This window comes from Acidovorax sp. SRB_14 (assembly GCF_012932145.1).
Classification (GTDB): domain Bacteria; phylum Pseudomonadota; class Gammaproteobacteria; order Burkholderiales; family Burkholderiaceae_C; genus Simplicispira.
Genome location: NZ_MWOK01000015.1, coordinates 1 through 20466, shown reverse-complemented (window position 1 = coordinate 20466; position 20466 = coordinate 1). Strand labels below are relative to the sequence as shown.

The following is a 20466-nucleotide window of genomic DNA, read 5'->3' as shown; positions in this document are numbered from 1 at the left end:
AACTCAATTGGCGGCCATGGCCTGCTGGCCCCGCTGCACGGCCTTGACGATGTTCTGGTAACCGGTGCAGCGGCACATGTTGCCGTCGAGCAATTCGCGGATCTGCGCCTCGCTGGCGTGGGGGTGGTGCTGCACCAGGTCCAGCGCGCTCATCACCATGCCGGGCGTGCAAAAACCGCACTGCAGGCCGTGGCACTCCTTGAAGGCTGCCTGCATGGGGTGCATGGTGCCGTCGGGTGCGGCCACGCCCTCGATGGTCTGCACGTCAGCGCCCTGTGCCTGCGCAGCCAGCATGGCGCACGATTTGACGGCACGGCCGTCGACGATCACGGTGCAGGCACCGCACTGGCTGGTGTCGCAACCCACGTGCGTGCCGGTGAGCTGCAGGTGCTCGCGCAGCGCATGCACCAGCAGGGTGTGGGGGGGAACGTCAATACTGGCTGCGCGGCCGTTGACCGTGAACTGGACTTGCATCTCGCTGTCTCCTCTGGAGGTGATGGCTGGATTGGCAAGGCGCATCTTCTGCCCCACCCGGGCCGCCATCCCTAGGGACAACCCTAGATTTCTGCCGCGGCCCGCAAGGTATTCTCAAAATGAAACATGCTGCGGCGCACCTGCGCGAATGCCCTGCAGCCTGCGCTCGGTCGCCGCCGCCCGCGGCCCCGGCGTCCACCCCGGGGGTACCGATGTTCGCGCCCGACTTACACACGCCCGCCGACCGCAGCGCCCTGATCGCCCAGGCCCGGCGCGCCCTGCTGCAGGCCGGCGCACCGGCCGAGGCCTGCGGCGTGGCGCCCTGGATCGTCCGATCCTGGCAGCGCTGCCTGGCCCGCGGGCGCCAGCCCGGCGAGGCGGTGGTGTTCGATGCCGTGAACGCCAGCACCCTGCGCCGCAGCACCGACGCTCACAGGACGTTGCTGCGCGCAGCGCGCCCCGTGCAGGCGCAGCTTGCGCGCGCCGTGGCGGGCATGCGCTGTTTCACGCTGCTGACCGATGCGCATGGCGTGGTGGTCGATGTGCAGGGCCCCCTCGACCGCGCCGATGCCCGCGCACGGGCCATTGGCCGCGTGGGGCTGGACCTGTCGGAAGCTGCCGTCGGCACCACCGCCATTGGCGCGGCGCTGGCCGAGCTGCAGCCCGTGTGGCTGCACCGCGGCGAGCATTTTTTCGATGGCAACAGCAGCTACAGCTGCGCGGGCGCACCGCTGCAGGGTCCGCGCGGCGAATGCGTGGGCATGCTCGACCTGACCGGCGTCGACGTGCCCGAGCGCCCCGAGCTGCGCCATCTGGTGGCGCGGTCGGCCCGCGCCATCGAAGACGCGCTGCTGCTGCAGCTGCCGCACGCCCTGCTGCTGCGCCTGAACTGGCCCGGTGCGCCACTGGGCGGCGAAGCCGACGGTCTGCTCACGCTCGACGCCGAGGGTTTTGTGGTGGGCAGCAACAGCCTGGCACGGCAACTGCTGCCGCTGGCGGCCGCGGGCCAGCGCCTGCACTGCGCCGATTGGCTGGCGCTGCCCTGGCCGCTGGTGTTCGACGCAGCGCACTGCCACCTGGCTGCGCCGCTGGACCTGCCGCTGTGGTCGGGCCTGCGCCTGCAGGGCCTGGCGCAGCCGCATGCCGATGCCGCCCGGGTATACGGCACCGCTAGAGCCACGCACGCGCGCTTGCGCGACGCAGAAACCGCGCTGATCCGCAAAGCGGTGCAGGACGCGCGCGGCAACGTGGCCGACGCCGCGCGCGCTCTGGGCATCAGTCGCGCCACGGTCTACCGCAAACTGCAGCCCGCACGCAGTGCGCCACGCAGCCGCTGACGCCACACGGCGCAGCGCCCTGAGCGCTTTGAAGGGGGCGGCCTGCACCGTACAGGCACCGCACCGCAGACCTTGGAGCATGTCGGGGATAACACCAATCACGCCCGTCACGCACCCGTCAGTCTCGGCCGGTATTGCTCCGTAGAATCGCGCGTTCGTAACAATTTGCTGATTCGCCCGCCATGGAGCGGTGGCGGATCTTTTTTTGTGCACGCAGGCTTTTTCGGAGACCCCATGCAAGCCCTCATCAGACTCTCCAGAGGCATCGACTGGCTCAACGGCCAGGTCGGTAAATACGTTATCTGGCTCATCCTCGCGTCCACCGTCATCAGCGGCGTCAATGCCGTGGTGCGCAAGGCGTTCAACTACAGCTCCAATGCCTTCCTCGAAGTGCAGTGGTACCTGTTTGCGGCAGCATTCCTGCTCGCGGCCGGCTACACGTTGCTGCAGGGTGAGCACGTCAAGGTGGACGTGGTATCGAGCCGCCTGTCCAAACGCACGCAAATCTGGATCGACGTCGTTGGCTTTGCCTTCTTCCTCACGCCCATGTGCCTGGCGGTGCTGTGGTATGGCATTCCGTTCTTCCTCAAAGGCTACCTGTCGGGCGAAATGTCCAACAACGCCGGTGGCCTGGTCCGCTGGCCCGTCTACGCCATGATGCCGCTGGGTTTTGGCCTGCTGATGCTGCAGGGCCTGTCCGAGCTGATCAAGCGCCTGGCCTTCCTGCAGGGCCTCATGGACGACCCCACCGCCAAGAAAGCGGAAAAGACCGCCGAGGAGGAGCTTGCCGAGTCGATCCGCCGCCTGGCCGAGGCCGCCAAAGGCAACGGTACCACCGCCCACAAGGCCGACTGAGCGGAGCACATTCCATGGAATTCTTCACCCAAAACCTCGCGCCGATCATGTTCGGCGGGCTCATCGTCTTCCTGCTGCTTGGCTTCCCGGTCGCGTTCAGCCTGGGCGCCTGCGGTCTTTTCTTCGGCTTCATCGGCATTGAAATGGGTGTGCTGCCCGAGGCCTTGATGCAGGCACTGCCGCTGCGCATCTTCGGCATCATGCAGAACGACACCCTGCTGGCCATCCCGTTCTTCACGCTGATGGGCCTGATCCTGGAGCGCAGCGGCATGGCCGAGGACCTGCTCGACACCATCGGCCAGCTGTTCGGCCCGGTGCGCGGCGGCCTGGCGCTCGCGGTGATCTTCGTCGGCGCGCTGCTGGCGGCCACCACCGGCGTGGTGGCCGCCTCGGTGATCTCGATGGGCCTGATCTCGCTGCCCATCATGCTGCGCTATGGCTACGACCGGCGCATTGCCACCGGCGTGATTGCCGCCTCGGGCACGCTGGCGCAGATCATTCCACCCTCGCTGGTGCTCATCATCCTGGCCGACCAGTTGGGCCGCAGCGTGGGCGACATGTACAAGGGCGCCTTCATTCCCGGCTTCATGCTGACGGGCATGTATGCGTTGTACGTATTCGCACTGGCCATCTTCAAACCGAGCTGGGTCCCGGCTTTGCCGCCCGAGGCGCGCACCATCCGCGAAGACGACGGCAAGAGCGGCCTGCCCTCGCTGCTGGTGCTCACCGTGGTGTCGGTGGGGGCCTCGTTGTTCTTTGCCCACCACATCGTCGACGTGCACAGCTGGTGGACCGGCGAAGCCGTGACCAGCGTCCCCAAGGACGAAACCATCGTCGTGTCGATGTGCGTGGGCGTGGCGCTGGCCTTTGTGCTGTCCATGGTCAACAAGGTCACGCGCATGGGCCTGCTCTCGCGCATGGCTGAGCGCGTGACCTTCGTGCTGATCCCGCCACTGCTGCTGATCTTCCTGGTGCTGGGCACCATCTTCCTGGGCGTGGCGACGCCCACCGAAGGCGGGGCCATGGGCGCACTGGGGGCCTTCACCATGGCCATGGTGCGCGGGCGCCTGAGCTTCTCGCTGCTCAAGCAGGCGCTCAACACCACCACCAAGCTGTCGTGCTTCGTGGTGTTCATCCTGATCGGCTCGACCATCTTCAGCCTGGTGTTCCAGGGCGTGGACGGCCCGCGCTGGGTCGAGCACCTGCTCAGCGGCCTGCCCGGCGGCGAGGTCGGCTTTCTGATCGTGGTCAACATCATGATCTTCTTCCTGGCCTTCTTCCTCGACTTCTTCGAGCTGTCGTTCATCGTGGTGCCTCTGCTGGCGCCCGTGGCGGACAAGCTCGGCATCGACCTGGTCTGGTTTGGCGTGCTGCTGGCCGTGAACATGCAGACCTCGTTCATGCACCCGCCGTTCGGCTTTGCGCTGTTCTACCTGCGCAGCGTCGCGCCCGCCGTGGCCTACACCGACAAGCTCACGAAGAAGCTGATCCAGCCGATCACGACCATGCAGATCTACTGGGGCGCCGTGCCCTTCGTGCTGATCCAGATCGTCATGGTGGGCCTGATCATTGCCTTCCCCGGCATCGTCTCCAGCGGCCTGGACAAGCCCGAGGTGTACGACATGGAGAAGATCCAGCAGCAGATGGAATCGGACATGCTCCACTCCGACCCGCAGGACCACCCGCAGGACGACCCCTTCGCCACGCCGCCCGGCCCGCAGGAGCCATCAGGGACGGAGCCGCCTGCGGACGACCCGCTCAAGGCGGCGCAAGACGCGGTGCAGCGCGACAGCAAGTGAGCCCAGCGTCCAGGCGCTGAAGCCCCCAAATCCAGGCCCCATGCAATGGGGCCTTTTTTATGGTCTTTTGAGGCTCAAACCCTTGCTGGACCAGCGCATCAAGCTATCTTTTTGACAGCAATGCTGAAACATCTGCACCCAGGCAGGGCCTGAACCCAACAAAAAAAGCCCCGCAGAGCGGGGCCGAAAGGGTGGCAGTGAGCCACCCGGGGGGAACCAGGGTCCTACAGCTTCTGGCGCTGCATGAAGTTGTCGAAGCTGGCCTCCGCAAAGCGGAACCACAGCACCTGGTCGCGCTGGAAGTTGCGGTAGTCGCCATAGATCTTCTTCCAGTCGGGGTTCTTTTCGCTCAGCTCGGCGTACAGCTCCATGGTGGCCTTGAACGAGGCATCCATCACCGACTGCGGGAACGCCAGCACCTTGGTCTTGGCGCCCACGAGCTGCTTGAGCGCGCCCGGGTTGCGCGCGTCATAGCGGCCCTGCGTCACCACATGGGCTTCGTGGGCGGCCGCCTGCACGATGGCCTTGTATTCGCTCGAGAGGCCATTGAAGGCCTTGTCGTTGATGTAGAACTCCAGGTTCAAGCTGCCTTCCCACCAGCCGGGGTAGTAGTAATACGGTGCCACCTTGTTGATGCCCAGCTTCTGGTCGTCGTAGGGTCCGATCCACTCGGCCGCGTCGATCGTGCCCTTCTCCAGCGCCTGGTAGATTTCTCCGCCGGGAATGTTCTGTGGCACGCCGCCCATGCGCTCGATGACCTTGCCGGCAAAGCCCCCCACGCGGAACTTCAGGCCCTTGATGTCGGCCGGCGACTTGACCTCCTTGCGGAACCACCCGCCCATCTGCGCGCCGGTGTTGCCACCGACGAAGTTGACGATGTTGTACTTGGCATAAAACTCACGCATCAGCTTGCCGCCGTTGCCGTCGACGATCCACGCCGTGAGCTGGCGCGAGTTCATGCCGAACGGAATCGCACCGCCAATGGCAAAGGCCTCGTTCTTGCCGAAGAAGTAGTACGGCGCGGTGTGTGCGATCTCTACGGTGCCGTTCTGCACGCCATCGACCACGCCAAACGCCGGCATCAGCTCACCGGCGGCATGCACCGAGACCTCGAACTTGCCGCCCGACATCTCCTTGACCGCTTTGGAGAACACATCGGCCGAACCGAAAATGGTGTCCAACGATTTGGGAAAGCTCGACGCCAGCCGCCAGCGGACCACCGGCTGCGCATGGACCACCGGTGCCACACCGGCGGCCAGCACGCCGGCGATGCCGGCATTCTTGATAAGGGAGCGACGATCCATGGCAATTCTCCTGAAGAAAGGTAATGAAGGGCTGGCCCGGTACGGCAAGCCAAAAAAATGGCGACCCTGTCCGCCGTGCAAGGGGACTGGGTCGCCGGTCATGGGTGCGGACATGCGGTGAAATGCATGGACCCGTACGCCGTTCGGTGCGGAAGGCTTACAGCTTCACAGAAGACATGTAGTTGTCGAAGCGCAGTTCAGAATAGCGCGCCCACAGCAATTGGTCGCGCTGGAAGGCACGCATGCTCTGGTGGATCTTCTTGAACTCGGCCGACTTGGCCTCGTGCTCGGCAAACACTTCCATTGACGCTTTGAAGCCGGCGTCCATGAGTTCCTTGGAGAAGGCCTTGAGCTGGGTCTTCGCGCCCACCAGCTTCTTCAAGGCGATCGGGTTGACCGCATCGTACTTGGCCGTCATGTCGCGGGCGGCCACGGCCGCAGCGGCGTCGACGATGGCCTGGAACTCGGGCGTCAGCGCGGCATAGGCCTTGTTGTTGATGAAGAATGCCAGCTCGGCGCCGCCTTCCCACCAACCGGGGTAGTAGTAGAACGGCGCCACCTTGTTGAAGCCGAGTTTTTCGTCGTCGTAGGGGCCGACGAACTCCACGGCGTCGAGCGTGCCCTTTTCGAGTGCCTGGTAGACATCGCCCGCGGGCATGTTCTGCGCCACCACGCCGAGCTTTTGCATGGCTTCGCCGAACAGGCCGCCGCCCATGCGCATCTTCAGGCCCTTCAGGTCGGCGGTGGTCTTGATTTCCTTGCGGTACCAGCCGCCCATCTGCGTGCCGGTGTTGCCGGCGCTCAGGCTCTTGATGTTGTAGTTGGCATAGAACGCGTCCATGAGCTTGCGCCCACCGCCGTGCTCCATCCACGAATCCATCTGGCGCGCGTTCAGGCCGAAGGGCACGGCGCAGCCGAATGCAAAGATCGAGTCCTTGCCGGTGAAGTAATAGGGCGCCGTGAGCGCCATTTCTACCGTGCCGTTTTGCAGCGCATCGACCACGCCAAACGCCGGCATCAGTTCGCCCGCGGCGTGCAGCGACACCTCAAACTTGCCCCCCGAGAGGGCCTTGACGGTCTTGGCGAACATTTCGCCGCTGCCATAGATCGTGTCCAGCGACTTGGGGAAGCTGGCGGCGATGCGCCAGCGCACTGCCGCCTGGGCATGCACCGCCGGTGCGACACCTGCGGCCAGCACACCCGCGACGCCAGCGTGCTTAAGGATTGAACGACGATCCATGAAAAATACTCCGGAAAGGAAAGGCCAAAAAGAAAACGCCACGCATGACGGTGGCGTGACGAAACAATGTATCAGCGGTGGAACATTGTAAAAACTTGCATCGCCGCCAGGCCTGCGGGTTTTCCCGCGACACGGGCCTGCTGGCCAACGCGTTCAGCGTTTTGCAAGCCTCAAGGGAGATCGCCAGACAAAGCCTGCCCCTCCCCCGGGCAGGCTTCGCGGCACCGATCAACAGCCGCGTTCGCTCTGCAGAAAACGGGCGCGCACGGAGCGCTCTATGCCGGCAGCGTCGAGGCCCTGCAGCGCCAGCAACTGGGCCGGATCGCCATGCTCGATGAACACGTCGGGCAGGCCCAGTTGCAGCACCGGGCGCAGCACCTGCGCGGCGCTCAGGGCCTCCAGCACCGCGCTGCCGGCACCGCCCAGGATGGCGCCCTCTTCCAGCGTGACCAAGGCGTCGTGCTCGCCCGCCACCTCCAGCAGCAGGTCCACGTCGAGCGGCTTGGCCCAGCGCATGTTGACCACCGTGGCGTCGAGCGCCTGGGCCGCCTGCAGCGCCGGGTACAGCAGCGTGCCGAAGGCCAGGATGGCGATCCGCGGCGTGCCTTGCGGGCCGGTGCCCTGGCGCGTGCGGCGCACTTCGCCCTTGCCGAAGGGCAGCCCCTCGAGGCTGGTCAGCGGTTCCACGCCCACGCCCGCGCCGCGCGGGTAGCGCACCGCCACGGGCTGGTTCTGCGCAAACGCGGTGCTGAGCAGCTGGCGGCATTCGCGCTCGTCGGCCGGGCAGGCCATGGCCATGTTGGGAATGCAGCGCACGAACGCGATGTCGTAGGCGCCGGCATGCGTCGCGCCGTCGGCGCCCACGAGGCCCGCGCGGTCGAGCGCGAACACCACGGGCAGGTTCTGCAGCGCCACGTCGTGGATCAACTGGTCGTAGCCGCGCTGCAAGAAGGTGGAGTAGATCGCCACCACGGGCTTCACGCCCTCGCAGGCCATGCCGGCGGCGAAGGTCACGGCATGCTGCTCGGCAATGCCCACGTCGTAGTAGCGTTCGGGAAAGCGGCGCTCGAACTCGACCATGCCCGAGCCCTCGCGCATGGCCGGCGTGATGCCCACCAGGCGGCTGTCCTGCGCGGCCATATCGCACAGCCACTGGCCGAACACCTGGGTGAAGGTCTGCTTGGGCGGGGCTTTGCTCTTGACCAGGCCGACGGCCGGATCGAACTTGCCCGGACCGTGGTAGGCCACGGGATCGGCCTCGGCGAGCTTATAGCCCTGGCCTTTCTTGGTGACCACGTGCAGGAACTGCGGCCCCTTGAGGCCCTTGATGTTCTCCAGCGTGGGAATGAGCGAGTCCAGGTCATGGCCGTCGATGGGGCCGATGTAGTTGAAGCCGAACTTTTCGAACAGCGTCGCCGGCACCACCATGCCCTTGGCCTGCTGTTCCAGCCGCTTGGCCAGTTCGAGCAGCGGCGGCACCGGGCCGAGCACCGTCTTGCCGACGTTCTTGGCCGCGGCATAGAACTGCCCGCTCATGAGCTGGGCCAGGTAGCGGTTGAGCGCGCCCACCGGCGGGCTGATGCTCATGTCGTTGTCGTTGAGGACCACGAGCAGGTTGCAGTCGGCGACGCCCGCGTTGTTGAGCGCCTCGAAGGCCATGCCCGCCGTCATGGCGCCATCGCCGATGATGGCCACGGCGTGGCGGTTTTCGCCCTTGCGCTTGGCGGCCAGGGCCATGCCCAGCGCCGCCGAGATGCTGGTGCTCGAATGCGCCGTGCCAAAGGTGTCGTATTCGCTCTCGGCGCGCTGCGGAAAGCCCGACAGGCCACCGAGCTGGCGCAGCGAGGCCATGCGCTCGCGCCGCCCGGTCAGGATCTTGTGCGGGTAGGTCTGGTGGCCCACGTCCCACACCAGCCGGTCGCGCGGCGTGTCGAACACATGGTGCAGGGCCACGGTCAGCTCCACGGTGCCCAGGTTGGAGCTGAGGTGCCCGCCCGTCTGCGCGACGCTTTCGATCACAAACGCGCGCAGCTCGGCGGCCAGCACCTTCAGATTGGCACGCGACATGTGGCGCAGGTCCGCCGGGTCATTGACGGTCTGCAGCAGGGGAAAGGACGTAGTGGGCATTGCTATCGATTAAATAGCTGCAAACGCTTTCCAGGCAAGCGCCAGCAGTCAATTGGATGAAAACCACCGGCCTCAATGGGACCGGTTCACCACCATGTCGGCCAGGGCCGCCAGCGCGCCGCGCTCGGGCAGGCCGGTGGCGTCGAGCGCCGCGTGGGCGTCGTGCAGCAGCTCCTGGGCATGGGCGCGCGCGCCCTCCAGCCCGAGCAGGGAGACGTAGGTGGGCTTCTCGTGGGCGGCGTCCTTGCCGGCGGTCTTGCCCAGCGTGGCCGAGTCCGCGGTCACGTCCAGGATGTCGTCCACCACCTGGAACGCCAGGCCGAGCGCTGCGCCATAGGCCTGCAGGCCCGCCAGTGCGGCGGCGTCGGCGCGCCCGCAGGCCGCGCCCATCATCACGCTGCCCTGCAGCAGGGCGCCGGTCTTGAGGCGGTGCATCTGGCGCAGCTGGTCTTCATCGAGTGCCAAGCCGACGCTCGCCAGGTCGATCGCCTGCCCGCCGGCCATTCCGGCCGAGCCCGCGGCACGCCCCAGCAGGCGGCACAGCGCGGCCTGCACCGCGGCGGGCACGGCCTGGCCCTCGGGCGTGAGCAACTCGAAGGCCAGCGCCTGCAGCGCGTCGCCCGCAAGCAGCGCGCGCGCCTCGCCGAACTGCACGTGCACCGTGGGCTTGCCGCGGCGCAGCACGTCGTTGTCCATGCACGGCATGTCGTCGTGCACCAGCGAATAGGCATGGATCAGCTCGACCGCGCAGGCCGCGCGCAGCGCGGCATCATCGAGCGGCACTTGGCGCACGCCGCCATCGGCGGCGGCCACGGCGTCGCGCGCGGCCAGCACCAGCAGCGGGCGCAGGCGCTTGCCACCGTCGAGCACGGCGTAGCGCATGGCCTCGCCCAAGCCGGCGGGGGCATCTGTGCCAACCCAGCGCGAGAGCGCCTGCTCCACCTGCTGCAAACGGGCCTGGCTCCAGCCCGGCAGGTCAAACACGGGGGCGCTGCGCGCGCTGCGCAGGCCGTTCATTCTTGGGTCCATGGCTGCAGCACGCCGTCGTCCAGCACCTTGATCTGGTCTTGCACGGCTTCGAGGCGGTCGCGGCAGAAGGCCAGCAGCACGGCCCCGCGCTGGTAGCCGGCCAGCAGTTGGTCCAGCGGCATCTGGCCAGATTCGATGCGGCCCACCAGCTGCTCCAGTTCTTCCAGCGCAGCCTCGTAGCTGGCCGGGTCGTCGGTCTTGGGTTTGGACATGGGAGGACGGGTCAGGCGAAGGTAAAGCGGCCAATTTTAGGCCGATACCGCGCACCTCCCCAGTGCGCGGCCTGGGGGCGGCGCGCGCCGGCGCCAATACACGGATGGGCTTCACGGGAATGGCGCGTCCAATAACCCCACCTCCTATAATCCCATTCCTCTTGTAGCCGGCGCCAAGCCGGTTTATTTTTTTCCTCCAGCGCCCAGTGCGCGTTCTCCCTGTGGGGAGTCTTTAGGTCAGGTCACCCATGTCTGATTTAAGTCTTCGACTGCAGCAGGCCGCAAGCCAACTACCAGTTTCAAGCTACTTCGACGAGGCGCTGTTCCAGCGCGAGCAGGAACTGCTCTTCCAGCGCGGGCCCCGCTATGTGGGGCATTCCTTGAGCGTGCCCGAAGTGGGCGACTACCACGCCCTGCCTCAGGAGGGCGAGGGCCGCGCGCTCGTGCGCAACCCCCACGGCGGGGTCGAACTGATCTCCAACGTCTGCCGCCACCGACAGGCCATCATGCTGAAGGGACGCGGCTCGCTGCAGGCGCAGCAAAAGGGCAGCGCGGGCGGCAACATCGTCTGCCCCGTGCACCGCTGGACCTACAGCCCCGGCGGCGAGTTGCTGGGCGCGCCGCATTTCACGCACGACCCCTGCCTGAACCTGCGCAACTACCCGCTGCGCGAGTGGAACGGCCTCCTGTTCGAAGACAACGGCCGCGACATCGCCGCCGACCTGGCCCGCATGGGGCCGCGCGCCGACCTGGGCTTCGAGGGCTTTGCGCTCGACCGCATTGAGCTGCACGAGTGCCACTACAACTGGAAGACCTTCATCGAGGTCTATCTGGAGGACTACCACGTCGGGCCCTTCCACCCCGGCCTGGGCAATTTCGTCACCTGCGACGACCTGCAGTGGGAGTTCCAGAAGCAGTTCTCGGTGCAGACCGTGGGCGTGGCCTCGACCTTCGGCCAGCCGGGCTCGGATGTCTACAAGAAATGGCACGAGGTGCTGCTGAAGTACCGCGAAGGCAAGCTGCCCGAGCGCGGCGCGATCTGGCTGACCTACTACCCGCACATCATGGTCGAGTGGTACCCGCATGTGCTCACCGTCTCCACGCTGCACCCGGTCAGCCCCGGCAAGACGCTGAACATGGTGGAGTTCTATTACCCCGAAGAAATCGCCGCCTTCGAGCGCGAATTTGTCGAGGCGCAGCAGGCCGCCTACATGGAGACCTGCCTCGAAGACGACGAGATCGCCGAGCGCATGGACGCCGGCCGCAAGGCCCTGTTCGAGCGCGGCGACAACGAGGTCGGCCCCTACCAAAGCCCCATGGAAGACGGCATGCAGCACTTTCACGAGTGGTACCGCGACGCCATGGGCGCCGCCGTGCCGCAGCGTTAAACGCCACACGCCCCGCCAGCACTCCTATTACAATAGCTGCGAGCGCTTGTCTGACAAGCGTTTGCAGCTATTTTCACTTCCAAATCTCCCCACATGCAAGCCCTCTGGATGGTTCTGGCCGCGTTCCTGTTTGCCAGCATGGGCGTGTGCGTCAAGATCGCGTCGGCGCATTTCAGCTCGGCCGAGCTGGTCTTCTACCGCGGCATCATCGGCATGGTGGTCCTGTGGCTGCTGGCGCGCTCGCAGGGGGTCCGCCTGGCCACGCGCTACCCCGGCATGCACGCCTGGCGCAGCCTGATCGGCGTCACCTCGCTGGGCGCCTGGTTCTATGCCATTGCCCACCTGCCGCTGGCCACGGCCATGACGCTCAACTACATGAGCAGCGTCTGGATCGCCGCCTTCCTGGTCGGCGGCACGCTGCTGGCCTGGCGCCCCACCGACGCTGCGGCGCGCCCCGCGCTGCAGGGGCCGCTGGTGCTCACGGTGCTGGCAGGTTTTGTCGGCGTGGTGATGATGCTGCGCCCCAGCATCGGCCAGAGCCAGGAGCAGGTGTTCGCGGGGGTCGTCGGGCTGCTGTCGGGCATGTCGGCCGCCTTTGCCTATATGCAGGTCGTGGCGCTGTCGCGCCTGGGCGAGCCCGAGACGCGCACGGTGTTTTACTTCGCCGTCGGCTCCACGCTGGCCGGCGGCGCGGCCCTGCTGCTGACCGGCACCTCGCCCTGGCCGGGCCTTGCCGCCGGCCTGTGGCTGCTGCCGATCGGCGTGCTGGCCGCGGGCGGGCAGCTGTGCATGACGCGCGCCTATGCCCATGCGCGCACACAGCGCGGCACGCTGGTGGTGGCCAACCTGCAGTACTCGGGCATCGTCTTCGCGGCGTTCTATGGCGTGTTGCTGTTTGGCGACCAGATCCCGCCCATCGGCTGGCTCGGCATGGCCCTCATCATGGGCAGCGGCATCGTGGCCACCGTGCTGCGCGCACGCGCCGCCCCGGGCGCCCCCGCCGAGGAACACTAGAGCCTGTTGACAGCTTGGGTTTTGCGCAATCTGGACACAATGGGGGCCATCGCCTTTCACTGCGCAGAACCCCCATGACCTACACCACCCTGATCTCCGCCCCCGAACTGCAGGCCCTGCTCGCCAGCGGCACGCCACTGATGGTGTTCGACTGCAGCTTCGACATGGCCCAGCCCGGCGAGGGCGAGCAGCAGTACCTGGCCGCCCACATCCCCGGCGCCGTGTACGCGCACCTCGACCACGCCCTCAGCGCCCTGCACGGCACGCCGGGCGCCGACGGCAGCATCACCGTCACGCAGACCGACACGCCGGCCTCGGGCGGGCGCCACCCGCTGCCCAGCCGCGAGAAGTTCGCGATCTGGCTGTCCAGCGTGGGCTTTGCCAACGGCATGCAGGCCGTGGTGTACGACCGCAATGGCTCGGCCTTTTGCGGCCGGCTGTGGTGGATGCTCAAGTGGGTGGGCCACGACGCCGTCGCCGTGCTCGACGGCGGCCTGCCGGCCTGGCAGGCGGCCGGCGGCGCCGTGGCGCAGGGCAGCGAGCCTGCCCATTTCCAGACGAACTTCCGCCTCGGCGAGCCGCTGCGCCGCCTGGCCAGCGCCGAGCAGGTGCTGGCGCACCTGCAGGAGCCCGGGCAGACCGTGATCGATGCGCGTGCCGCACCGCGCTTCCGCGGCGAGATCGAGCCGCTCGACCCCGTCGCGGGCCACATCCCGGGCGCGCTGAACCGGCCGTTCGCCGACAACTTCGGCCCCGACGGGCGCTTCAAGAGCGCGCCCGTGCTGCGCGCGGAGTTCGAGGCCCTGCTGGCCGGGCGGGCGCCCGAGGGCGTGGTGCACCACTGCGGCAGCGGCGTTACGGCCAACCCCAATGTGCTGGCCATGGAGCTGGCCGGGCTCGGAAAAACCACGCTGTTTGCCGGCAGCTGGAGCGAATGGTGCAGCGACCCGGCTCGCCCGGTCGAGCGCGGCTGAAGGGGCGCAGCGGCGCCGCCGCAGCAGGCCCTGCCTTCGAGCGCAGGCGTGGCAGCCTGCACCGCGTGTAGGGCAAATTCCTACAAGGGCGGCCACCCGACCAGACACGCGGCATAGCCACGCCCCGACTTAATTTTTGATTGGGGCGAATTCACAATCCATTTCAACGGATCGCGCAACGCAACAGGCAGCGCGGCCCGAACCGAAAAAGGATTGCACCATGACGAACGAACAACTGCTGGCCGAGATCCGCGAAGCCAACCTGACCTACCTGATGCTGGCCCAGACCCTGATCCGCCAGGACAAGGCCGAGGCAGTGTTCCGTCTGGGACTGAACGAAGACGCTGCCGATATTCTCGTCTCGCTGTCGGCCGCGCAAGTGATGAAACTGGCCAGCAGAAACACCCTTCTTTGCAGCTTCCGGGTGGACGACAACCTGGTGTGGAGCCTGCTGACCAACCACAACACGCCCAAGAAGGTCGGCAACGAGGCCACCAACACGCTGCACGCCAACATCCTGATGGCCAGCCGCGTCTCGGAAGTGCTCTGAGCACACCGCCCCATCCACCGCCCTTTCAGAAAAGCCGACATGACCGCCAGCGCCGCCCCCGAAGCCAAGACCTCCGCCCCAACTGCCGCCAAAAGCGCGGTCAAGGCCCCCGCCAAGAGCGTGCTCCAAGAATCCCGGCAGATCGAGCGCGCCGCCAAGCTGATCGAGATGGGGGCGCGCATGCAGGTGCTCGAATCGGAGACTTCGCTGTCGTACGAGCGCCTGATCCGGCTCTACAAGGAAGTCGCAGGCAAGTCGCCGTCCAAGGGGCAACTGCCGTTTTCGACCGACTGGTTCCTGACCTGGCAAGAGAACATCCACAGCTCGCTGTTCCTCAACATCTACGAGTACCTCTCCAAGGGCGTGGACCTCGATGCCGTGGACCTGCTGACCAAGGCCTACCGCCTCTACACCGAGCAGATCGAGATCGCCCAGGTCGAGCCCCTGCTGTCGTTCACGCGGGCCTGGCGCCTGGTCAAGTTCGTCGATGCCGGCATGCTCACGCGCACCCAATGCGCGCAGTGCCACGGCCAGTTTGTCACCGAGCTGTACGAAAACCGCCACTACACCTGCGGCCTGTGCAACCCGCCGGCGCGTGCCGGCAAAAGCAAGAGCGCGGGCTCGCTGATGCTGCACTGAGCGCATGGCGGCAGCCCCCCGCCGCTGTTTTTGAAGCCTTTTTGCCCTCTTGCGCCCATCAGGCAAGCGCATAAAGCTATAAAATCAATAGCATCTCCTGGCGACTGTCCCGGCGGGCGCCAGCGGCCTGGACACGGAGAGCGGCCGCTGTGCAATGCGGCGCAGGCCTACGCAGCCGCGCCACGCCGCGGCCCCACAATGCCGCGATGACCCATGCACTGACTTCCCCCGTCCCGCCGGCCGCAGGTGCGGATGCGCTGGACCCCGGTGCCTCTGCGGCCCCCGCCAGCGCGCCGCCGTCCGAGCCCGAGGCGCTGGACAGCGATGCGCCGCTGGTGCCCCCGATCGAGCCCGAGCCCGAACCGCCACCCGGGTACCAGTTCAACGCGCCCGTGGACGTGCGCAGCCTCTCGCTGGCGCTGCTGGCGCTGTTTGCCGGCATTGCCGTGCTGCACTGGGCCGCCGCGGTGTTCATCCCGGTGGCCGTGAGCGTGCTGCTGACCAGCGCGCTCTCGCCGCTGGTCACGGTGCTGCAGCGCTGGCACATCCCGCGCTGGCTAGGCGCGGCATTCTTGCTGCTGGGCATCGTCGGCGGGCTCGGCGCCACCGCCTGGCAGCTGAGCGACGGCGCCTCGCAGGTGGTCGAGTCGCTGCCCGTGGCCGCCAAGAAGGTGCGCGACAAACTGCGCGAGCAATCGGGAAACAAGACCCCGAGCACGCTCGAGACGGTGCAAAAGGCGGCCACCCAGATCGAGCAGGCTGCCGCCGAAAATGCCGCCCCGCCGGCGACCAAGCGCGGCGTGCAGCGTGTGCAGATCGAGAGCGCCCCGCTCAACATCCGGGCCTACCTCTGGAGCGGCACCATGGGCCTGCTCTCGGCCGTGGGCCAGTTCACCGTGGTGGTGTTCCTCACATTTTTCGCGCTCGCCTCGGGCGATGTGTTCCGGCGCAAGCTCGTGCGCATTGCCGGCCCGAGCCTGGAGCGCAAGAAGGTGACGGTGCACGTGCTCAACGAGATCTCCGGCCAGATCCAGCGCTACCTGCTGGTGCAGGTGCTCACCAGCGTGATCGTCGGTGTGGCCACGGGCTTGGCCTATGCGGCGCTGGGCCTGCAAAACCCCGCGGTGTGGGGCGTGTTCGCGGGGGTGCTGAACCTGGTGCCCTACATCGGCTCCATCATCGTCACCGGAGCCTCGGCGCTGGTGGCGTTTCTGCAGTTCGGCACCTTCGACATGGCGCTAGCGGTAGGTAGCGCCTCGCTGGTCATCCACACGCTGGTGGGCAACCTGCTCACGCCCTGGCTCACCAGCCGCACCAGCAGCATGAGCCCGGTGGCCGTGTTCGTCAGCGTGCTGGCCTGGGGATGGCTCTGGGGGCTGTGGGGGCTGTTGCTGGGCATTCCCATCATGATGGGCGTCAAGGCCATCTGCGACCGCGTGGAAGACCTGAACGCCGTGGGCGAGCTGCTGGGCAACTGACACCGCGCGCGGTGCGGACCGTGCGGCGTGCACTGCACCTGCGCCGGACCGCACGCACTGGATACAAGCCAAATTGGCCTCCAGCGCTTATTCAGCAAGCGTGTGAAGCTATCATTACGATAGCTGATGCCCGACCGGAAAGCCGCCCCACCGGCGTCGCCCGGGCCGCTCAACCGGTGTTGCGCAAACCTGCCGCAATGCCATTGATCGAAATGTGGATGCCGGTCTGCACGCGCTCGTCGCTCTGCCCCGCGCGCCAGCGCCGGATCAGCTCGACTTGCAGGTGGTGCAGTGGGTCGATGTACGGAAAGCGGTGGCGGATCGAACGCGCCAGTGCGGTGTTGTGCGCCAGGCGCTGCCTGTCGCCCGTGATGCGCGTCAGCGCGTCGGCCGTGCGGTGCCATTCCTGCTCGATGGCGGTGAACACCTTCTTGCGCAGGCGCGCATCCGACACCAGCTCGCTGTAGCGCGAGGCCAGCGCGAGGTCGCTCTTGGCCAGCACCATGTCCATGTTCGATAGCAGCGTGCTGAAGAACGGCCACTGGCGGTGCATCTTGCGCAGCAGCGCCAGCTGCGCCTTCGGGTCCTGGCCGGGCGCGTTGACGAACGCCTCGACCGCCGCGCCAAAGCCGTACCAGCCCGGCAGCGTGAGCCGGCACTGGCCCCAGCTGAAGCCCCAGGGAATGGCGCGCAGGTCTTCGATCTTCTGCGATGGCTTGCGCGAGGCCGGGCGCGAGCCGATGTTGAGCTCGGCGATCTCGCGGATCGGCGTGGCGCTGAAGAAGTAGTCGGTGAAGCCCGGGGTGTCGTAGACCAGCGCGCGGTAGGCCGCCATGCTGGCCTGCGACAAGTGCGCGGCCGCGTCGAGGAAGGCCGGCGTGGCCGGCTTGGTCGGCTGCAGCAGCGTGGCTTCGAGCGTGGCGGCGACCAGCGTCTCGAGGTTGCGCCGGCCGATCTCGGGGTTGGCGTACTTCGAGGCGATCACCTCGCCCTGCTCGGTCAGGCGGATCTGGCCGCGCACCGTGCCCGGCGGCTGCGCCAGGATGGCCTGGTAGCTCGGTCCGCCGCCGCGCCCGACGGTGCCGCCGCGCCCGTGGAACATGCGCAGGCGGATCGGCGTGGCGCCGGTGGACAGCGCATCGAACAGCGCCACCAGCGCGATCTCGGCGCGGTACAGCTCCCAGTTGCTGGTGAAGATGCCACCGTCCTTGTTGCTGTCCGAATAGCCCAGCATGATGTCCTGCTCGCCGCCGCCGCGGCGCACCAGCGCGACCACGCCGGGCAGCGCATAGAACTCGCGCATGATGGGCGCGGCGTTGCGCAGGTCCTCGATAGTCTCGAACAGCGGCACCACGATCAGGTCGGCCTGGGCCTGCGCATCGAGCGTGCCGCGCACCAGGCCCACTTCCTTTTGCAGCAGCAGCACTTCGAGCAGGTCGCTGACGGCCTCGGTGTGGCTGATGATGTAGTGGCGGATGGCGTCCGCGCCGTAGCGCTGGCGCATCTGCCGCGCGGTCTCGAAGATCGCCAGCTCGGCCTGGGTGTGCGCCGTGTACTGCGCGCCGATGACGCGCAGCGGCCGCGCGTCCTGCAGCAGGCGCATCAGCACATCGCGCCGGGCCTCTTCGGGCAGCGCGGCGTAGTCGGGTGCAATGCGCGCCACGGCCAGCAGCTCGGCCACCACGCGCTCGTGCTGGTCGGAGCTCTGGCGCAGATCGACCGTGGCCAGGTGGAAGCCGAACACCTCGACGGCGCGGATCAGCGGGTGCAAGCGCGGCGCCGCCAGCGCCGCGCCGTGGTGTGCCTGCAGCGAGGCCGCGATGGTGTGCAGCTGCGCGAGGAATTCGGCGGCATCGCCATAGGCGTTTTGCGGCGCCACGGCGTGGCGCGCGGCCTCGCCGCCACTGAGCTGCTGCAGCGTCGCGGCCAGGCGCGCATAGACACCGGTGAGCGCGCGGCGGTAGGGCTCGTCCTGGCGGTGCTCGCTGGTGTCGGGCGAGCTCGCGGCGAGCTGCTGCATCTCGGGCGTCACGCCCACCAGGTGGGCCGACATCGACAGCTCGCTGCCCAGCAGGTGCACTTCGGTGAGGTAGTGGCGCAGCGCCACCTCGCTCTGGCGCCGCAGGGCCTGCACCAGGGTGTCGGCTCCGACGTTGGGGTTGCCGTCGCGGTCGCCGCCGATCCACTGGCCCATGCGCAGGAAGCTGTGCACGTGCGGCACGCCCAGTTCGCGCTCGAGGTCGGCATAGATCCTGGGAATCTCGCGCAGGAAGGTGGCTTCGTAATAGCTGAGCGCATTCTCGATCTCGTCGGCCACCGTGAGCTTGGTGTAGCGCAGCAGCCGCGTCTGCCACAGCTGGGCGACGTGGGCGCGCAGCTGGGCCTCGTTGGCCGCCAGCGCGCGCGGCGTGAGCGCGTCCTTGGCCGCGTTGTAGAGCTGGGCGCGCTCGGCGATGTCGTCGCGCGCGGCGAGCAGCTGCGCGATGCTGCGCTCGGCGTCGAGGATGCTCTTGCGCTGCACTTCGGTCGGGTGCGCGGTGAGCACCGGCGCGACGTAGCTGCCCGCCAGGGTCTGGGCCACGGTGCCCGGCGCGATGCCGGCCCAGCGCAGGCGCGAGAGCGCCACCTCGATGCTGCCCTCCTGCGTGTCGCCGGCGCGCTCGCGGATGGTGCGGCGGCGGATGTGGTGGCGGTCCTCGGCCAGGTTGGCCAGGTGGCTGAAGTAGGTGAAGGCGCGGATCACGCTCACCGTCTGGTCGGCCGACAGGCCCTTGAGCAGCTTCTTGAGCGCCTTGTCGGCATCCTGGTCGGCGTCGCGGCGAAACGCCACCGAGAGCTGGCGCACCTGCTCGATCAGGTCGAACGCGGCCACGCCCTCCTGCTCGCGGATCACGTCGCCCAGGATGCGCCCGAGCAGGCGGATGTCCTCGATCAGGGGCTGGTCCTTGTCTGTTTTTTTCACGCTCACGCAAGTGTCTCCTGGGGCGCCACGGCAAGGGTGGCAGGGGGTGGCTGCTGCAGCGCAGCATGCTAGCATTCCCGCATCCTCTTCTCTGCGTGACGCTGCCCGTGAATTCCCAACTTCCCCCCGTCGTGATCGCCACGCGCGAAAGCCGCCTGGCCCTGTGGCAGGCCGAACATGTGCAAGCGCGGCTGCGCGCACGCGGCCACGCCGTGTCGCTGCTGGGCATGACCACGCTGGGCGACCAGATCCTGGACCGGTCCCTGAGCAAGGTCGGCGGCAAGGGGCTGTTCGTCAAGGAGCTCGAAACCGCGCTCGAAGACGGCCGCGCCCACATCGCCGTGCACTCGCTCAAGGACGTGCCGATGGAGCTGCCGCCCGGCTTTGCGCTGGCCTGCGTGATGGAGCGCGAAGACCCGCGCGATGCGTTTGTCTCGCCGCGCTATGCCGCGCTCGCCGAGCTGCCCGAGGGCGCCGTGGTCGGCACCTCGAGCCTGCGCCGCCAGGTGCTGCTGCAAGCGCTGCGCCCCGACCTGAAGATCGCGCCGCTGCGCGGCAACCTCGACACGCGCCTGCGCAAGCTCGACGAGGGCCAGTACGACGCCATCGTGCTGGCCGCCGCGGGCCTCAAGCGCCTGGGCCTGCACGAGCGCATCCGCGCCGTCTTCGAGCCCGCCGAGATGCTGCCCGCCGCGGGCCAGGGCGCCCTGGGCATCGAGGTGCGCAGCGACCGCCACGACCTGGTCGAGGCGCTCGCGCCGCTGGCCCACCTGCCGACCTGGATCACGGTGACGGCCGAGCGCGCCGTCAGCCGCTGCATGGGCGGCAGCTGCTCGATGCCGCTGGCCGCCCATGCGCGCCTGGAAGGCACGACGCTGCACCTCGACGCCGCCTGGGGCGACCCCGACGGCCGCAGGCCGCTGGTGCGCGCCCACGCCCGCGGCACGGCGATTGCGCTGGAGCAGGCCAACACCCTGGGCGAAGCCGTGGCGGCGCAGCTGCGCGCCGGCGGCGCAGGTTGACCCAGGCCGTGGCCGCGCCGCGCACCCTCGTCACCCGCCCCGAGCGCGAGGCGCTGCAGTGG

Annotated in this window: 17 protein-coding genes; 10 read left to right on the top strand and 7 right to left on the bottom strand. The window is 67.7% G+C overall.

Annotation, left to right across the window (positions count from 1 at the left end; genetic code table 11):
* Nucleotides 1-3 precede the first annotated feature (3 nt).
* Nucleotides 4-474, bottom strand: a complete 471-nt coding sequence (locus B2J86_RS12445; RefSeq protein ID WP_169634055.1) for a (2Fe-2S)-binding protein — start codon at nucleotides 472-474, stop codon at nucleotides 4-6.
* A gap of 212 nt (nucleotides 475-686) precedes the next feature.
* On the opposite strand from B2J86_RS12445, the gene B2J86_RS12440 reads away from it, so the two are divergent.
* The 3 genes from B2J86_RS12440 (at nucleotide 687) to B2J86_RS12430 (ending at nucleotide 4465) form a co-directional block, all read left to right on the top strand.
* Complete coding sequence (locus tag B2J86_RS12440; RefSeq protein ID WP_173025753.1) at nucleotides 687-1811, top strand: helix-turn-helix domain-containing protein; 1125 nt, start codon at nucleotides 687-689, stop codon at nucleotides 1809-1811.
* A 234-nt stretch (nucleotides 1812-2045) separates the two neighbouring features.
* Nucleotides 2046-2666 (top strand): TRAP transporter small permease subunit, encoded by a 621-nt coding sequence (locus B2J86_RS12435; protein ID WP_169168199.1) that lies wholly within the window; start codon nucleotides 2046-2048, stop codon nucleotides 2664-2666.
* Between the two features lie 14 nt (nucleotides 2667-2680).
* Complete coding sequence (locus B2J86_RS12430; RefSeq protein WP_169168198.1) at nucleotides 2681-4465, top strand: TRAP transporter large permease subunit; 1785 nt, start codon at nucleotides 2681-2683, stop codon at nucleotides 4463-4465.
* 224 nt (nucleotides 4466-4689) lie between these two features.
* On the opposite strand, the gene B2J86_RS12425 is transcribed toward B2J86_RS12430, so the two are convergent.
* The 5 genes from B2J86_RS12425 to xseB all read right to left on the bottom strand — a co-directional run bounded on the left by B2J86_RS12425 (nucleotide 4690) and on the right by xseB (nucleotide 10377).
* Complete coding sequence (locus tag B2J86_RS12425) at nucleotides 4690-5769, bottom strand: TRAP transporter substrate-binding protein (protein ID WP_169168197.1); 1080 nt, start codon at nucleotides 5767-5769, stop codon at nucleotides 4690-4692.
* 157 nt (nucleotides 5770-5926) lie between these two features.
* Nucleotides 5927-7009 carry a TRAP transporter substrate-binding protein gene (locus tag B2J86_RS12420; RefSeq protein WP_169168196.1) on the bottom strand — a complete coding sequence of 361 codons (1083 nt, stop codon included), beginning with the start codon at nucleotides 7007-7009 and terminating at the stop codon, nucleotides 5927-5929.
* 228 nt (nucleotides 7010-7237) lie between these two features.
* Entirely contained in the window at nucleotides 7238-9136 is a 1899-nt protein-coding gene (gene dxs, locus B2J86_RS12415; RefSeq protein ID WP_173025752.1) for a 1-deoxy-D-xylulose-5-phosphate synthase, read from the bottom strand.
* A 72-nt stretch (nucleotides 9137-9208) separates the two neighbouring features.
* Nucleotides 9209-10165, bottom strand: a complete 957-nt coding sequence (locus B2J86_RS12410) for a polyprenyl synthetase family protein (RefSeq protein WP_169168194.1) — start codon at nucleotides 10163-10165, stop codon at nucleotides 9209-9211.
* A complete protein-coding gene (gene xseB, locus B2J86_RS12405; RefSeq protein WP_169634053.1) occupies nucleotides 10150-10377 on the bottom strand; it encodes an exodeoxyribonuclease VII small subunit in 228 nt (75 codons plus the stop codon). Before xseB ends, B2J86_RS12410 begins: the two co-directional genes overlap by 16 nt.
* A gap of 248 nt (nucleotides 10378-10625) precedes the next feature.
* Between xseB and B2J86_RS12400 the strand changes: the two genes are divergently transcribed.
* From B2J86_RS12400 to B2J86_RS12375, 6 genes are all read left to right on the top strand, one after another.
* Nucleotides 10626-11765: an aromatic ring-hydroxylating dioxygenase subunit alpha gene (locus tag B2J86_RS12400; protein ID WP_169168192.1), complete on the top strand. Its 1140-nt coding sequence runs from the start codon at nucleotides 10626-10628 to the stop codon at nucleotides 11763-11765.
* Nucleotides 11766-11858: 93 nt separating this feature from the next.
* On the top strand, nucleotides 11859-12779 hold the full coding sequence (locus B2J86_RS12395; RefSeq protein ID WP_169168191.1) for a DMT family transporter: 921 nt from the start codon (nucleotides 11859-11861) through the stop codon (nucleotides 12777-12779).
* Between the two features lie 74 nt (nucleotides 12780-12853).
* Nucleotides 12854-13753 carry a sulfurtransferase gene (locus tag B2J86_RS12390; protein WP_173025751.1) on the top strand — a complete coding sequence of 300 codons (900 nt, stop codon included), beginning with the start codon at nucleotides 12854-12856 and terminating at the stop codon, nucleotides 13751-13753.
* 220 nt (nucleotides 13754-13973) lie between these two features.
* The gene (gene flhD / locus B2J86_RS12385) at nucleotides 13974-14303 is read left to right on the top strand and encodes a flagellar transcriptional regulator FlhD (RefSeq protein ID WP_169168189.1); all 330 of its coding nucleotides are present in this window, start codon (nucleotides 13974-13976) and stop codon (nucleotides 14301-14303) included.
* A 39-nt stretch (nucleotides 14304-14342) separates the two neighbouring features.
* A complete protein-coding gene (flhC, locus tag B2J86_RS12380; protein WP_169634052.1) occupies nucleotides 14343-14942 on the top strand; it encodes a flagellar transcriptional regulator FlhC in 600 nt (199 codons plus the stop codon).
* A gap of 206 nt (nucleotides 14943-15148) precedes the next feature.
* A complete protein-coding gene (locus B2J86_RS12375; RefSeq protein ID WP_173025750.1) occupies nucleotides 15149-16420 on the top strand; it encodes an AI-2E family transporter in 1272 nt (423 codons plus the stop codon).
* Nucleotides 16421-16589: 169 nt separating this feature from the next.
* Here B2J86_RS12375 and ppc read toward each other — a convergent pair whose 3' ends face one another.
* The gene (gene ppc, locus B2J86_RS12370) at nucleotides 16590-19382 is read right to left on the bottom strand and encodes a phosphoenolpyruvate carboxylase (protein WP_371736512.1); all 2793 of its coding nucleotides are present in this window, start codon (nucleotides 19380-19382) and stop codon (nucleotides 16590-16592) included.
* A 65-nt stretch (nucleotides 19383-19447) separates the two neighbouring features.
* Here ppc and hemC point away from each other — a divergent pair, with 65 nt between their 5' ends.
* Nucleotides 19448-20404 (top strand): hydroxymethylbilane synthase, encoded by a 957-nt coding sequence (gene hemC, locus B2J86_RS12365; RefSeq protein ID WP_173025748.1) that lies wholly within the window; start codon nucleotides 19448-19450, stop codon nucleotides 20402-20404.
* Nucleotides 20405-20466 lie beyond the last annotated feature (62 nt).

Excerpts from the sequence above, each read along its gene's own strand:
- B2J86_RS12445 (WP_169634055.1), bottom strand. The coding sequence starts at position 474 with ATGCAAGTCCAGTTCACGGTCAACGGCCGCGCAGCCAGTATTGACGTT.
- B2J86_RS12440 (WP_173025753.1), top strand. The coding sequence starts at position 687 with ATGTTCGCGCCCGACTTACACACGCCCGCCGACCGCAGCGCCCTGATC.
- B2J86_RS12435 (WP_169168199.1), top strand. The coding sequence starts at position 2,046 with ATGCAAGCCCTCATCAGACTCTCCAGAGGCATCGACTGGCTCAACGGC.
- B2J86_RS12430 (WP_169168198.1), top strand. The coding sequence starts at position 2,681 with ATGGAATTCTTCACCCAAAACCTCGCGCCGATCATGTTCGGCGGGCTC.
- B2J86_RS12425 (WP_169168197.1), bottom strand. The coding sequence starts at position 5,769 with ATGGATCGTCGCTCCCTTATCAAGAATGCCGGCATCGCCGGCGTGCTG.
- B2J86_RS12420 (WP_169168196.1), bottom strand. The coding sequence starts at position 7,009 with ATGGATCGTCGTTCAATCCTTAAGCACGCTGGCGTCGCGGGTGTGCTG.
- dxs (WP_173025752.1), bottom strand. The coding sequence starts at position 9,136 with ATGCCCACTACGTCCTTTCCCCTGCTGCAGACCGTCAATGACCCGGCG.
- B2J86_RS12410 (WP_169168194.1), bottom strand. The coding sequence starts at position 10,165 with ATGGACCCAAGAATGAACGGCCTGCGCAGCGCGCGCAGCGCCCCCGTG.
- xseB (WP_169634053.1), bottom strand. The coding sequence starts at position 10,377 with ATGTCCAAACCCAAGACCGACGACCCGGCCAGCTACGAGGCTGCGCTG.
- B2J86_RS12400 (WP_169168192.1), top strand. The coding sequence starts at position 10,626 with ATGTCTGATTTAAGTCTTCGACTGCAGCAGGCCGCAAGCCAACTACCA.
- B2J86_RS12395 (WP_169168191.1), top strand. The coding sequence starts at position 11,859 with ATGCAAGCCCTCTGGATGGTTCTGGCCGCGTTCCTGTTTGCCAGCATG.
- B2J86_RS12390 (WP_173025751.1), top strand. The coding sequence starts at position 12,854 with ATGACCTACACCACCCTGATCTCCGCCCCCGAACTGCAGGCCCTGCTC.
- flhD (WP_169168189.1), top strand. The coding sequence starts at position 13,974 with ATGACGAACGAACAACTGCTGGCCGAGATCCGCGAAGCCAACCTGACC.
- flhC (WP_169634052.1), top strand. The coding sequence starts at position 14,343 with ATGACCGCCAGCGCCGCCCCCGAAGCCAAGACCTCCGCCCCAACTGCC.
- B2J86_RS12375 (WP_173025750.1), top strand. The coding sequence starts at position 15,149 with ATGACCCATGCACTGACTTCCCCCGTCCCGCCGGCCGCAGGTGCGGAT.
- hemC (WP_173025748.1), top strand. The coding sequence starts at position 19,448 with ATGCTAGCATTCCCGCATCCTCTTCTCTGCGTGACGCTGCCCGTGAAT.